This is a genomic window from Nordella sp. HKS 07 (assembly GCF_011046735.1).
GTDB lineage: Bacteria > Pseudomonadota > Alphaproteobacteria > Rhizobiales > Aestuariivirgaceae > Taklimakanibacter.
The window spans coordinates 338,933-352,797 of record NZ_CP049258.1; the positions used below are offsets into that span (position 1 = coordinate 338,933).

The 13,865-nt window shown below is 60.5% G+C and carries 14 protein-coding genes and 1 pseudogene; 6 read left to right on the plus strand and 9 right to left on the minus strand.

Features of this window, described 5'->3' with window-relative positions; all coding sequences use genetic code 11:
• Nucleotides 1-200 precede the first annotated feature (200 nt).
• Nucleotides 201-1,232: an IS110 family transposase gene (locus G5V57_RS01610; protein WP_165165892.1), complete on the plus strand. Its 1,032-nt coding sequence runs from the start codon at nucleotides 201-203 to the stop codon at nucleotides 1,230-1,232.
• Nucleotides 1,233-1,674: 442 nt separating this feature from the next.
• Nucleotides 1,675-2,706, plus strand: a complete 1,032-nt coding sequence (locus G5V57_RS01615) for an IS110 family transposase (protein ID WP_165165892.1) — start codon at nucleotides 1,675-1,677, stop codon at nucleotides 2,704-2,706.
• Between the two features lie 1,271 nt (nucleotides 2,707-3,977).
• Here G5V57_RS01615 and G5V57_RS34085 read toward each other — a convergent pair.
• Together G5V57_RS34085 and G5V57_RS01625 are read right to left on the minus strand one after the other, a co-directional pair.
• A complete protein-coding gene (locus G5V57_RS34085) occupies nucleotides 3,978-4,835 on the minus strand; it encodes an adenylate/guanylate cyclase domain-containing protein (protein ID WP_246737487.1) in 858 nt (285 codons plus the stop codon).
• A gap of 292 nt (nucleotides 4,836-5,127) precedes the next feature.
• Nucleotides 5,128-5,967 (minus strand): class I SAM-dependent methyltransferase, encoded by an 840-nt coding sequence (locus tag G5V57_RS01625; protein WP_165165893.1) that lies wholly within the window; start codon nucleotides 5,965-5,967, stop codon nucleotides 5,128-5,130.
• Between the two features lie 353 nt (nucleotides 5,968-6,320).
• Between G5V57_RS01625 and G5V57_RS01630 the strand changes: the two genes are divergently transcribed.
• From G5V57_RS01630 to G5V57_RS01645, 4 genes are all read left to right on the plus strand, one after another.
• Complete coding sequence (locus G5V57_RS01630) at nucleotides 6,321-6,539, plus strand: hypothetical protein (RefSeq protein WP_165165894.1); 219 nt, start codon at nucleotides 6,321-6,323, stop codon at nucleotides 6,537-6,539.
• A complete protein-coding gene (locus G5V57_RS01635; RefSeq protein WP_165165895.1) occupies nucleotides 6,499-8,346 on the plus strand; it encodes a molybdopterin-dependent oxidoreductase in 1,848 nt (615 codons plus the stop codon). Before G5V57_RS01630 ends, G5V57_RS01635 begins: the two co-directional genes overlap by 41 nt.
• Nucleotides 8,347-8,360: 14 nt before the next feature.
• Nucleotides 8,361-8,756, plus strand: coding sequence for an ABC transporter substrate binding protein (locus G5V57_RS01640; RefSeq protein ID WP_206530354.1), 396 nt, complete (start codon nucleotides 8,361-8,363; stop codon nucleotides 8,754-8,756).
• 314 nt (nucleotides 8,757-9,070) lie between these two features.
• Nucleotides 9,071-9,607, plus strand: a complete 537-nt coding sequence (locus G5V57_RS01645; protein ID WP_371744852.1) for a cyclopropane-fatty-acyl-phospholipid synthase family protein — start codon at nucleotides 9,071-9,073, stop codon at nucleotides 9,605-9,607.
• Here G5V57_RS01645 and G5V57_RS35050 read toward each other — a convergent pair.
• From G5V57_RS35050 to G5V57_RS01675, 7 genes and pseudogenes are all read right to left on the minus strand, one after another.
• A pseudogene (locus G5V57_RS35050) lies at nucleotides 9,585-9,767 on the minus strand (aldo/keto reductase); the annotation flags it as partial. The gene G5V57_RS01645 and the pseudogene G5V57_RS35050 overlap by 23 nt on opposite strands.
• A gap of 103 nt (nucleotides 9,768-9,870) precedes the next feature.
• Entirely contained in the window at nucleotides 9,871-10,497 is a 627-nt protein-coding gene (locus G5V57_RS01650) for a microcompartment protein (protein ID WP_165165898.1), read from the minus strand.
• Between the two features lie 9 nt (nucleotides 10,498-10,506).
• Complete coding sequence (locus G5V57_RS01655; RefSeq protein WP_137857231.1) at nucleotides 10,507-10,782, minus strand: BMC domain-containing protein; 276 nt, start codon at nucleotides 10,780-10,782, stop codon at nucleotides 10,507-10,509.
• 33 nt (nucleotides 10,783-10,815) lie between these two features.
• Nucleotides 10,816-11,097, minus strand: a complete 282-nt coding sequence (locus G5V57_RS01660; protein WP_165165899.1) for a EutN/CcmL family microcompartment protein — start codon at nucleotides 11,095-11,097, stop codon at nucleotides 10,816-10,818.
• Nucleotides 11,094-11,573 carry a hypothetical protein gene (locus tag G5V57_RS01665; protein ID WP_165165900.1) on the minus strand — a complete coding sequence of 160 codons (480 nt, stop codon included), beginning with the start codon at nucleotides 11,571-11,573 and terminating at the stop codon, nucleotides 11,094-11,096. The genes G5V57_RS01660 and G5V57_RS01665 overlap by 4 nt, the downstream gene beginning before the upstream one ends.
• Nucleotides 11,570-12,181 carry a BMC domain-containing protein gene (locus G5V57_RS01670; protein ID WP_165165901.1) on the minus strand — a complete coding sequence of 204 codons (612 nt, stop codon included), beginning with the start codon at nucleotides 12,179-12,181 and terminating at the stop codon, nucleotides 11,570-11,572. The genes G5V57_RS01665 and G5V57_RS01670 overlap by 4 nt, the downstream gene beginning before the upstream one ends.
• Nucleotides 12,181-13,752, minus strand: coding sequence for an aldehyde dehydrogenase family protein (locus G5V57_RS01675; RefSeq protein WP_165165902.1), 1,572 nt, complete (start codon nucleotides 13,750-13,752; stop codon nucleotides 12,181-12,183). Before G5V57_RS01675 ends, G5V57_RS01670 begins: the two co-directional genes overlap by 1 nt.
• Nucleotides 13,753-13,865 lie beyond the last annotated feature (113 nt).

Genomic DNA, 13,865 nt, shown 5'->3' on the forward strand with positions numbered 1-13,865 from the left:
GCCCCGCACACTCAAAGCAAGGATGACGCTTGGTTCGTCGATTTCCCTACCCCCCGGCACCTTCACGGTAATACCATTGACGGTTAGCGCCAGGGCACGGACAATGTCCGCATTTGATGCTGTGGACGGCTCCTCCACCTGGTGCGCAAGTGCCATAGGATTGGTGGCCAAAAGGTGACCACGATTCGGAGGAGCTCGATATGCAAGCGGTGACGACAATCGGTTTCGACATTGCGAAGTCTGTTTTCCAGGTTCACGGCATTGACGCAGACGGCCAGGGGGTTATTCGCCAGCGTCTCAAGCGGTCACGGGTTCTCGGTTTCTTCAGGAAGCTTTCGCCTTGTGTGGTTGGTATCGAGGCATGCGCGTCCTCGCACCACTGGTCGCGCGAGTTGCAGGCACTCGGGCACACGGTTCGATTGATGCCGCCGGCCTATGTGAAGCCGTATGTGAAACGCCAGAAGAACGATGCGGCCGATGCCGAGGCCATTTGCGAGGCGGTGCAGCGGCCAAGCATGCGGTTCGTGCCGACCAAGACACCCGACCAGCAAGCCTGTCTGATGCTCCACCGTACGCGGCATCTGTTCATTCGCCAGCAGACTGCGCTGATCAATGCGATCCGCGCCCACCTTGCCGAGTTTGGCATTGTCGCACCAGTCGGCCGCAATGGCGTCGAGAAGCTGCTCGATGTGGTTGCCGATCCCGACGATGGACGCGTGCCCGAGATTGCGCGCGAGTGCCTGGAGGCACTGGGCCGTCAACTATGGCAGCTGAAGCGGCAGATCCTGACGTTCGACCAGCATATCAACGCCTGGCATCGCTCAAACGAGACCAGCCGTCGGCTCGACGAACTCCCCGGGGTCGGTCCGGCGCTGGCAACCGCGCTGGTCGCCAGTATTCCCGATCCGAGGGCGTTTCGCTCGGGACGCGACTTCTCAGCCTGGATTGGGCTGGTGCCGAAGCAGAACTCCAGTGGAGGCAGGGAGAGGCTTGGCAATATCACCAAACAGGGCGATCGATACCTGCGCTCGCTGTTCTGTGCTGGCGCGTTGGCGGTGATCCGATACGCGAAAATCCACGGCACCAAGCATCGGCCATGGCTTGCCAAGCTGCTGGAGCGGCGGCCGACAAAGGTGGCCGCGATCGCGTTCGCCAACAAGATTGCCCGCATGGCCTGGGCGATGATGGCCAAGGGCGAGCGTTACAGGGAACCCGTCGCGCTGGCTCGCTAGGGCACGGCGACTTTGGACGAGATCGCGCCGGCAACGGCGTGATGTGAAGGCTGGAAAGGACTGACAGCAGGTAACGCAGAACCGGTCGATCCGGCGATCAGGACAACCCACATGGGCCACAGCATTGTCGAATGCGAGCTTTTGACCGGGACCTGATCCGCGGAAGGCATTATGGCCAGCGGCCCTATGAGCCGCGCTCAAAGGCCGAACACATGGCTGCTACGACCAGCGCTGCGACATGCAAAAGAACCTTGACAGCCCGGAGCCGTCCACACATGGCCCATCGCGTCATACAATCGCGACGCCGTCGAGCACCAAAATTCTAACGTTTCTTTCGTCAGCCGAAGGTCCGCTCATGATGCTGTGGACGGCTCCTCCACCTGGTGCGCAAGTGCCATAGGATTGGTGGCCAAAAGGTGACCACGATTCGGAGGAGCTCGATATGCAAGCGGTGACGACAATCGGTTTCGACATTGCGAAGTCTGTTTTCCAGGTTCACGGCATTGACGCAGACGGCCAGGGGGTTATTCGCCAGCGTCTCAAGCGGTCACGGGTTCTCGGTTTCTTCAGGAAGCTTTCGCCTTGTGTGGTTGGTATCGAGGCATGCGCGTCCTCGCACCACTGGTCGCGCGAGTTGCAGGCACTCGGGCACACGGTTCGATTGATGCCGCCGGCCTATGTGAAGCCGTATGTGAAACGCCAGAAGAACGATGCGGCCGATGCCGAGGCCATTTGCGAGGCGGTGCAGCGGCCAAGCATGCGGTTCGTGCCGACCAAGACACCCGACCAGCAAGCCTGTCTGATGCTCCACCGTACGCGGCATCTGTTCATTCGCCAGCAGACTGCGCTGATCAATGCGATCCGCGCCCACCTTGCCGAGTTTGGCATTGTCGCACCAGTCGGCCGCAATGGCGTCGAGAAGCTGCTCGATGTGGTTGCCGATCCCGACGATGGACGCGTGCCCGAGATTGCGCGCGAGTGCCTGGAGGCACTGGGCCGTCAACTATGGCAGCTGAAGCGGCAGATCCTGACGTTCGACCAGCATATCAACGCCTGGCATCGCTCAAACGAGACCAGCCGTCGGCTCGACGAACTCCCCGGGGTCGGTCCGGCGCTGGCAACCGCGCTGGTCGCCAGTATTCCCGATCCGAGGGCGTTTCGCTCGGGACGCGACTTCTCAGCCTGGATTGGGCTGGTGCCGAAGCAGAACTCCAGTGGAGGCAGGGAGAGGCTTGGCAATATCACCAAACAGGGCGATCGATACCTGCGCTCGCTGTTCTGTGCTGGCGCGTTGGCGGTGATCCGATACGCGAAAATCCACGGCACCAAGCATCGGCCATGGCTTGCCAAGCTGCTGGAGCGGCGGCCGACAAAGGTGGCCGCGATCGCGTTCGCCAACAAGATTGCCCGCATGGCCTGGGCGATGATGGCCAAGGGCGAGCGTTACAGGGAACCCGTCGCGCTGGCTCGCTAGGGCACGGCGACTTTGGACGAGATCGCGCCGGCAACGGCGTGATGTGAAGGCTGGAAAGGACTGACAGCAGGTAACGCAGAACCGGTCGATCCGGCGATCAGGACAACCCACATGGGCCACAGCATTGTCGAATGCGAGCTTTTGACCGGGACCTGATCCGCGGAAGGCATTATGGCCAGCGGCCCTATGAGCCGCGCTCAAAGGCCGAACACATGGCTGCTACGACCAGCGCTGCGACATGCAAAAGAACCTTGACAGCCCGGAGCCGTCCACACATGGCCCTTGGCGTCGCTTCGCTGCGGTGCGGAATTTGGTCCGCTATCGGGGCATAGCCGACAGGCGCGACCTGATAGCGATAGTGACCCAAAGCGGCTATTCGGGCAGCCCGGCCCTGCGCAGCCCTTCAGAAAATCTGGCCCTATCCTCTGGTCGTCGCAAAGGGAAGAAGTTCTGCAGCTTTGAGATGCACATTGTCGGGTCCATTCGAGTGAGTTTCTCGATCCCCTCGCGCGCCCGGCCAAGATCACCCAACAGGGCGGCGCTTGCCGCAACCATCGAAATCGAGTTGGCGAAACCGCTCTGTTCCCCCCCGCACACAGCGTTCTGCCCATAATAAAGCCTCCTCATAGCGACCGTTGAAGAAATGCCCGCACGCCATACCTGCATGCATGCTGCTCCTATAAGGGTCCTGCGGGTTGAGCCGGATTGCCCGCCCGAAGTGATCAAGAGCCAAGTCCGGTTGTCCGAGCCAAGTTCGTATCCATCCGCTGAAGAGCCATGCCCAGGCCATATTCGGATCAATGGCGGTAGCCCGATCGACAAGGTCGCGACCACCATCCAAATCGCCGACAACGAAGCCCAGAGCAATCCCAGCCGTGGCCAGGGCCACGGCATTGTCTGGGCCCAGTTGGACTGCCCGGCGTGACAGTCGCTCGGCTTCGGCCCGTTCAAATAACCGATCGAGTTCCCAGCCACCAACCTTGCGCTGCGAATAACAGCGGGCCGCCATGCCATAGGCTGCGGCGTAGTTGGGATCAAGGTCAATTGCCCGGTAGAAATGCTGGACTGCCTCAGCGTTGGCCTCCTTCGTCCACTGATGGGTAGCGGCTAGGCCGCGAAGATAATAGTCATAGGCATCGAGGTTTTCGGTTGGCTTACGCCTTGTCCGCTCAATTTCCGCTTGTTGAAGTTTGGGTGCGATCGCGGAGATCACGCTTGCGGTCAGCTGATCCTGCAGACCGAAGATATCTTCCAGTCCGCTATCAAATCGCTCAGCCCACAGATGAGCGCCGGTCGTCGTATCGATCAGCTGCCCAGTTATGCGAATCCTGTTTCCAGCTTTCCTGACGCTTCCTTCGAGTACATAACGAACTCCCATTTCGCGTCCGACCTGTCTCACGTCGACAGCCCGATGCTTGTAGGTGAAAGTCGAGTTGCGGGCGATAACGAATAGCCAGTGCATGCGCGACAGCGCAGTGATGATCTCCTCCACCATGCCATCGGCAAAGTACCTCCTGCTCGGGATCGCCGCTCATGTTTTGAAAGGGCAGGACCGCGATCGATGGCTTTGAAGGCAATGGCAGGAGGGTTGGGGTATCGCTGATGCTCGAACTGACCCCAGCGTGGGCCCAGTAGGCCTTCACCGGCCGGGCGATGTTCTTGAGTTCAACCTCACCCAGGTCTTCGACAGCGAAATCAAGCTTTCCCCGCACTTCCTCGTGCACCTTGCCGGTGATGCAGATGCCGCCTGGCTTCGCCAGGCTCTCAATCCGCGCCGCGATGTTGATGCTATCGCCATAGATGTCCGAACCCTCACCGATGACGTCGCCAAGATTGATGCCGATGCGCAGGTAGATGCGACGGTGGTCGGCAAGAGCTTCGTTGGCTTCGGCGAACCTGCCCTGAAGTTCAAGTGCCGCCTTAAGTGCATTCACCACGCTTGCGAACTCGACCAGCACCCCGTCACCTGTGAACTTCACAATACGGCCGGCATGCTGGCCGACCAGCGGCTCGACGATCTTTCTTCGGCGGTCCTTGAGGGCTGCAAGCGTTCCCGCCTCATCCGCCTCCATGAGGCGCGAGTAGCCGACGACATCGGCAACGAGAATGGCGGCGAGGCGGCGGTTCACAGACGTTCTCCCCGAAACATCGAGAATAGCGCTTATTCTTGCTGAAAGCGACAACTAGGGCACTTTGTAGCATATTGGTTCACGCTCCCAGAGCGACACAATTGCGACGCCCGGTCTTGGCCCATCGCGTCATTTCGCGGCGAGTCAGAATTCAGTCGCGATCGGGGTATCGCTGACCTGGTCGGACTTACCGCGAGCTCGACCTGGTAGCAAATGACCCAAAGCAGTCAGCGGTAGGCCGTTAAAGTCTCAACGGTCAAATACCTGCCAAGCGAATCGGCGTGGGACCTATTTACTGCCGCGGTTTGGCCCCACTTCCGAGAGTGGCAGGCATGGGGACCTGGAAGTGGTCCCCCTTTCGGAATAGCTGATCCATTCCTTCAGCGACGGCGACCTTGATCGCCGAGAGAGCTGCGCTATCTTGTGCAAGCAAAAGGGCCCTTAACCTTACTCCTCCCTGCAACACCAAATTGACCAATCCGGTCGCAGTTTTCAGCAGCAACGTCTGAGCCACAGTAGTTGCAGCGACATCGGAGAAGCCCGCTTGCGTAAGCGCGGCCTTCATATCCTCCTGATCGCTGAACTGGGAGAAATCGGGCCCGTGCGGCAATGGAACGTCAACACGCCCGTGAGCTTTCACCGCCCCCAAGAGAAGGCCGAAGCCATTGGCTGGTGAGGGTCGTTCCCAAACGCTGATCGCCACACGGCCGCCGGGACGAAGAACTCGACGCATTTCCGCCAAAGCGCGGTCCGGCTCGGGCACATGGAGAATGCCGTAGCCGCAAACGACGGCATCGAACGTATTATCGGGATATGGCAGATCTTGCGCGTCCCCTTGGCGACAATCCATCGACGGAACGTTCCGACGGGCAGCGGCAACCATGGCCTCCGAGAAGTCGATAGCGGATACTTTCGCACCGCGCTCGGTGGCAGCTAGGGCCAGCACGCCGTGTCCTGTGCAGACATCGAGCACGTCACATCCGCCAATGACCCCAGCTGCATCGAGTGTGGCATCAACCGACTGCGCGGTCAGCGGACCAAAGACAGCTTCGTAACCCTCGGACACCGCGTTCCATCCGCTTCGCTCAAAGTCTCGAAAGGCGTCCGGCTGGTTCGACACCTGAATTGGCATATCCCGTCCCCTGTCAGGGTTTATTGTCGCGTTTGGAAAGAGCCGCGGCAGTCGAAAATATCATCAACCTCTAGCGAACAGAAGCCGGTAGGTATCAGTACCTCAGAAGGGCGAAAGACCGTTCATAGCCCATCGCGCCATTGCGCTACGCTGTGGATTTGGCCGCTAACGGGGCAAACCTGACATGACCGGAGTTGTTGCCTGGCTCGACCCGGTAGAGACTGACCCATCTGCGACATAAGCTGGATTGAAATGCCGCAGCGCAGCAATCCCCTGTGTACTATTCTTTTCGTTCGGAAGCAGCTCATCTCTGGTAAGATCATTGCCCGACAGTGCCTAAGGCGGAGATGGCCATGACCGCTGGCGATGCTAAAGTCGTGCGGACTATGTGTCCCATGAATTGCCATCCAACATTTTGCGGAATGTTGGTCGAGGTGGAAGGCGGCAAGCTGAACACTATCAGCGGCGATAAGGATAATCCAGACAGTCAGGGTTTTCTTTGCGTGCGCGGCCGCAGCACCAACGAGATCTTTGGCAATCCGAAACGATTGCTGTACCCCCCAAATTCGTGATGACCGCCGCACGAATGCCTGGCGCCGCGCGAGCTGGGATGAGGCGCTGGATTTCATCGTGGGGCGCATGCAGAAAGTCGGACCCGGCAGTGTGGGCCTGTGGGCAGGCCATGGCGGCTTCACGCCGGGTAGCGCAGTCACAATTCAGATGATGCAGCGCTTCTCCAATATCTACGGCTGTCAGGCTTGGCACCCAGCAATGATCTGCTGGGGGCTCGGCGGGTTCGGCGTGGGCCTGACGGGCGCGCTCAAGGTCAATACGAAAGAGGATATGGCTGAGAACGCAAGAATGATCGTTCTTTGGGGCTCAAACATTTCCAGTCAACCAAACACAGCCCGACACATCATCTCGGCGCGGCGTCGCGGTGCCAAAGTCATTACGATTGATGTACGGAGAACGGAGGCGGCTGCTCAATCGGATGAAGTTTTGCTGATCCGGCCCGGGTCCGACGCTGCCCTCGCGTTGGTCGTCATGCACGTCATCGTCACCGAAAAGCTTTATGATGCGGCGTTCGTTGGATCTCACACCACTGGATTTGAGGAATTGTCGACGCACATTCTGCCCTTCACCCCCACTTGGGGAGCAGAAGAAACGGGCGTTGAAGCAAACCAAATCATCTCGTTCGCCAGGGCGTACGCCTCCACGCGGCCAGCCATGATCTTGCTCGGCGGCAGTTCCATGCACAAGGGTGCCAACGGTTGGCATGCTGCGCGCGCAATCAGCTGTCTGCCGGCGTTGACTGGCGATTTCGGGCTTCGGGGTGGCGGACTTGGCCCACGTCATGGCGCGCAGAGCGCAGGTTTGCGGAACCTGAACGAAGGTCAAAAGCGTCCACCGGGGAACTACATTCCGAACCAAATGGTCGATATTGCAGAGGCGCTGTCCAACGGGCGGCTGAAGGTCTTGTTACTTCTGGGTACTAACATGCTGTCGTCATTCGCCGATGCCGGACAAGTCGCCGATGGCCTCGACAGGATGAACACGGTGGTCTGCGTTGATCTGTTCATGAATGAGACCGCTCGGCGGTTCGCGGATGTCGTACTGCCTGGGACCGCCTGGCTCGAGGAGTTGGGTTTCAAGGTAACAAACACGCACCTCTATCTCATGGAGCGCGCCCTCGAGCGAGAGGGTGAGACGCGTCCGATCCATGAAATCCTCAGATCACTCGCGAATTCCCTGGGACTCACTGATTTCTTTCCCTGGGGGTCGTTAGAAGAGGTACTCGATGCCATCTTGGATCACTCTACAACCGGGCATGCGACGGTAGCATCTCTGCGCGCCGCCGGCGGCTTCGTGCCGCTCAGAGTGCCCGCTGTCGCTTATGCAGATCGAAAATTCGATTCACCGTCCGGAAAGATCGAATTCTACTCGCCTCAAGCGGAGAGATTGGGGTTACCACCACTCCCGGTGCACAAGGTTGACCAAGGCTCCCCGTATCCGCTGGCGTTGAGCTTCGGAAGGACACTGACACACTTCCATTCGTTCTACGACGAGGGACAAGCCCTGCCGTCGCTGGTAAAGCACAATGCTGCCCCACAACTTTGGATATCCAGGTTCGACGCAGATGCGCGTCGGCTCTCCGACGGTGACGCGATCAAGATTTACAATCAGCGGGGAGAGTTTCGGGCAAAGGCCCACGTTACTGACGACGTGCGCCCAGGTGTGGTCTGGATTCGCGATGGATGGGTCGGGCTCAATCACCTCACATGTGGCGATCCGGTTCTGACCGGAGACGCGCTCAGTTTGTTTCCGTTTTCGGTCGGTCAGGCGGATTATGGCGCCCAGGTCGAGGTTGCTCGGAGTTAAAGGGCTTTGAACTCTTGGGCAGGCCATGTCTCCTTCTGGGCACACAGGAGAAGCTGATCGTCGATCTCGCCGCACGCGGCACAATCCCCGTCTTGTATCCCACACGTGACTATGCCCTCGCCGGCGGCCCGATGAGCTACGGCACGGACTTCAGGGATTCATACCGCCAGTGCGGCATCTACGCCGGGCGGGTGATCTGGGGAGAGAAGCCGGCCGACCTGCCGGTGCAGCTGTCGACCAAGTTCGAATTCGTGGTCAACCTCAAGGCCGCCAAAGCACTGGGGCTCTCGGTCCCCAACTCAAACGCAATTCCTGGCCAACGAGGTGATCGAATGAGAGTGTTGCTTTGCTGCGATTGCTCACGGCCGGTTGTGGCCCATCGCGTCACTTCGCGGCTCTGCGGGATTTAGTCGCTATCGGGGCATAGCTGACATGGCTCGACTTGGCTGCTGGATCGGCCCGGTAGCGAATGACCCGAAGCGGATCATTTGGCCAAAGAGGCAACTGGTACGTATCTGCGCATCGACATGCAGCGTTGCTGCGTGATAGCCGAGTTGGGTTTGAGAATTGGCGTTCAAGCCGCAATAATCGATCAAGCGATTTAAAGCATGCTATGCAGCGCGCAGGTTGACCTGGATTGATTGGACAGCTGCCTGACGTAATGCTCCTCTAATAAAAAGTCCACCGACACCTACTGTCGAAACTTAGGAGTGAGATGAACGGTATGGCCGAGGATCGAATTCATCATCGATTCGAATTCTACTCCGCCCAATACGCGCGCCTTGGAACCGATACTGCAGCCGAAATATGGCGTGAGGTTTATGGAGAGGACCTCGGCCAGCAGGGTTGGCGAACACTTGATGAGCAGGCTCAAATCGCTGAGCTGATCGGCACCTCGTCTTGTGATGTCCTTGATATCGCCTGCGGGTCCGGTGGACCTTCGTTAGCGTTGGTGGCCAGCACTGGATGTAAGCTCACAGGCGTCGATATCGAGGCCCCGGGTATTGAATATGCGCAACGCCTGGCCCTAGAGCGCGGTCTCGCCGACAGAGCGCATTTTGTCGTGTGTGATTGCCGTAACCGTTTGCCTTTCGAGGACGAATCCTTTGACTTCGCTGTCTGCATTGACGCGATCTCTCATCTTGGAGATCGGTTTGCCGCACTGTCGGCATGGAGCCGATTGCTTCGACCAGGTGGCCGATTGCTGTTCACGGATTCTGTGGTGCTGACACTCTTGGCACCGGATCATCGCCGACAGTGAAGGTGATCCAGCTGCCGAGGCCTATGGCGGGAAGCTGCTCCCCTGAGGACGGGATGGCCCGCATCGCGGGCGGCTGTGTCGCGCCGAGCGCGCTTTCGGCCAGGCCGAAAGCCGTGCCCGATGCCAGGGCCTTCACGAATGTCCTGCGGGTTATGTCCATCACGGCAAAGCTTCGCAAGCCGGTGGCTTACAGGGCAATGCACAAAGATGTTACGCGTTCCCGATCCGAGACTATTGTTGTCACGCCCTATCGACGATGCAGACTACCCTCTTCCCTTGACGGTCTTCAGCAGCGCCACGATATGGTCGCGCGCCTTTTCAAGTTCGCTTTTTTCGCCCGACATGAACAGTCGTCCCGAGGCGCCGATCATCTGGCAGTCGACCAGCGTGGCGCCGGGCGCGATTCTCTCCGCCTCGTTCGCCGCATAGGCCGCGAACAAAGCCGGCATCATCTCGATCAGCAGCAGCGATTCGCCGGGGAGGATCATCGACGCCTCGCGGTTGCGATTGAGGATGACGGCATGGCTGTCCGTCACCTCCGGCACGATCTCGGCGAAGAGCAACTGCGGCTTGAGCTGGTCCTCGGCCTTCTGGCCGATCGCCTTCAGCACCGCCGCGCCGGCCCGGTCGACATGATCCATATCGAAGGAATGCAGCTCGAGAATGCCGAACTGCCGCTCGGTATAGAGAATGCCGGGCTCGGCTTCGGGCACCGTTTTCAACGCCACATCGCTCACATGATGAATGGCGAGCGCAGGCGCGATCTCGATAATCAGCGAATGCATCCCTTCCAGCGGCACATAGCCCCGCGCGCGGGTCGGCGATCCCATATAGGCGGCGAACTGCCGCCTTAAGGATTCGAGCTTCAAATAGACGCGGAGTTCGGCCACGGCAGGCTGTTACTTCGCGGTGCCGAAATGCTTGAGCACATCCGGATGCGGACGCGGGATGACATGCACCGACACCACTTCGCCGACATTGCGCGCCGCTTCGGCACCCGCTTCCGTCGCCGCCTTCACGGCGCCGACGTCACCCTGCACCACGACCGACACCAAGCCGGCGCCGACCTGCTCGCGGCCGATGATGGTCACATTCGCCGCCTTCACCATCGCATCGCCCGCGGCGAAAGCCGCCACGAAACCACGCGTTTCGACAAAACCAATTGCGTTAGACATGATGTCCTCCTTTTCGCAACCTGACTATTCCAATCAACTCTTCTTGCCGGATTTGGCCGGAGCGCTCTGCTCATCGAGAATGCCGATGACCAGCGCATCGACGACATTTTTTCCGTCCTTGAACCACGCTTTGGCGACGGACCCTTGCGTGATCAGCACCCGCTCGCCCACGCCGGCGCCCAGGGGATCGAACGCCACCATGCGCTCGTCCATCTCGTCTTCTTCCTCGATGGCGATTTCGAGCAGCGCCCCGCCCGGCAGTTCGTCGAGCCTCTTGGTGGCCCACACTTTTCCGACGACGATTCCTGTCTTCATGAGCGATCCCTCACGATTTCAAGCTTCACCTCGCGCGCTCTGTCGCGCGCCAGCGGCGTCACCACGACGCCCTTGCCGATAAGGAGCCGGTCATGGCTCTTGCCGATTTCGGTGACCATGATCTCCGTCACCACGCCTTTGGAAATCTGATGCGGGCTGCGCGGCGTGGCGGACGCCGCGACGCTCGCTGTGCCGCCAGCACGCGACGCAAGGCCGAACTGGATCTTGCCTGACAGAACGCCGGTTCTGACGTCCTCCTGCGCCTGCAGCAGATCGCGCGCGAAGGTATTGAGATCGCCGGCGGTCTCGATCCTGATCTCCACCGGCGCCGGTTTCGGCTCGACAAGAGCCGAGCGCAGCCGCGACAGGAGCGAGCCCCCGCCCCCGGTCGCGGGACTCGATCTGACGGCCGGCAGCAATTCACGCAAGGCTTCGCGCACCAGTTGCCGGATCTCGGTCGAGGACAAGCCGCTCATGCCGCCCTCCTCATCTCGAGCGCCTGCTCGGCCGCGTGGGCAGCGGCCCTGATATTGCTCTCCTCGCCCGAGAGATAGACGCGCCCGGTGGCGCCCATCATCCGGTAGTCGACCACTTTGACATTGGCCGCCTTCTCTGCCTCATTGGCGGCGAGGATGGCATAGGCGGCGGGCTGCATTTCGAGCACGAACAGCGACTCGCTCGGCAGGATCATCGAGCCCGACTTGTTCCGGTTGATCAGCAGCGCGTGATAATTGTCAACCCGCTTGACGATCTTCGATGCCAGGATTTCCGGCTTGAGCGCGTCCTTCTCACTTGTGCCGAGCTCGGCCATGATGGCATCGCCCGCCGCGCGCACCGCCGCCGTCGAATGCGAGTGGAATTCGAGATAGCCGAACTGTCGCTCGACCACCAGGATGCCGGGCTTCACGTCGACCGTCTTCACCGCGATGTCGGTCAGGGGCTCGATGTCGAGGCCGGGCGCCACTTCGATCACGATCGCCGCCATATTGGCGCGCGGCAGGAAGCCCCGGCAGAACGTGCCGAGATAGCACATGGTGCCGGGCTGCAGCTGATCGATGAAGATATAGGAGCGAAGCTTGGCCATCAGCGCGCCGTCATTTCCTTTAGTTCTTCAAGGATGATGCGGCGGATTTCCGCCCGCATATCGGCATCCTGCGTTGCCTGTCGTGCCGGCGCCGGTGAAGACACGACGCTGTCAGGGTGATTGCCAAAATCGTAATCGATCTCGCCGCGCGGCGGCACGCCGATCCTGGGCTTCTCGATGCGATCGGTCGCCTGGAAGGACGGCATCTGGATGCGGTCGTCCTTGTTCCACGCCATCTTCACCCATTGCACCAGATGGCGCGGCTCGACATTCTCCGCCACCGAGCTCCTGCCGAAATAGCCGGTGCCGATCGTCATGGTCGGCGCCAGATGCGTCTCGAAGCCCGAGGCGCCGAGGCTGTTGCCGACATTCACGCTGATGCGCAGCACATTCATCTCCTCGCCATAGCGCAGGATGATCTGCGGATCGCGCGCATGGATGGAGGCCGAATGGCCGCCGCCCGAGCGCCGGGTCATCGCCCGGCAGGCGATCATCGCGGCTTCGCGCGTCGCCGCCACATAGAGGCCGATGACCGGGCACAGCTTCTCGCGCGACAGCGGATAGTCGTCGCCGATGCGGGCGAGCGGCGCCACCAGCACCCGGGTGCGCGGCGGCACCCGGAAGCCGGCTTTCTGCGCGATGAGCTCGGCCGGCTTGCCGATTAGCGAGATGTCGAATTTGTCCTTCGGGAACAGAGTCTTCTCAAGCAGATCGCGCTCCTCTTCGCTGCAGATATGACAGCCATTGCGCTTGAGCTCGTGGGCGAGTCCATCGGCGATGGCGCCATGGGCGATGATGGCACTTTCATTGGTACACAGAATGCCGTTGTCGAAGGACTTCGAGTCGGCGATCGCCTTGGCGGCCTCGGCCACATCGGCCGTCTCGTCGACATAGGACGGAACATTGCCGGGCCCGACGCCGATGGCCGGGTTGCCGGAACTATAGGCGGCGCGCACCACGGGCGTGCCGCCGGTCGCGAGAATCACGTCGATGCGGTCGGACTTCATCACTGTTTCGACGATCGGCAGCGAGGGTTCGTCGACGACCTGGATGATGCCGTCGGGCGCCCCGGCATCCTCGGCCGCCTTGGCGAGGAGCCTGGCCGCGTCGGCGCAACAGCCTTTCGCCATCGGGTGCGGCGAGATGATGATGGCGTTGCGGGTCATAAGACACAGCATGATCTTGTAGAAGACGGTGGCGACCGGGTTGGTCGAAGGGGTCAGCGCGAAGACGACGCCCGCCGGCCGCGCGATCTCCAGGATCTTGCGCGCGGCATCGAGCCTGACGCCGGTGAAGTCCTGGTCTTTGTAGAGCTCATAGAGGCCGCGCGAGCAGGCCTGGTTCTTGATCAGCTTGTGCTCGGCGACGCCGAAGCCCGTCTCCTCCACCGCCCATTGGCCATAACGCTGGGCCTGGGCATAGCCCGCCTCACCGGCCGCCTTGGCGATCCGCAACACCGCAGCCCGGTCGAGGCCGGAAAAGGCTTCGGCCGCCCAGCGCGCCTTTTCCACCATCTGCTTGGCGTGAAAGCTGGTGAAGCCTCTATCTTCGAGAAGGGGATGTATGGCCATGCAAGGAGGCTACGGCATCGCGCCAGGCGCGGCTTGACACCAAACCCGGCCAGCTTGACATCAGTTCTCGGAAATTAAATTAGGGACATGATAAAGTAGGTACCCGAGGACGC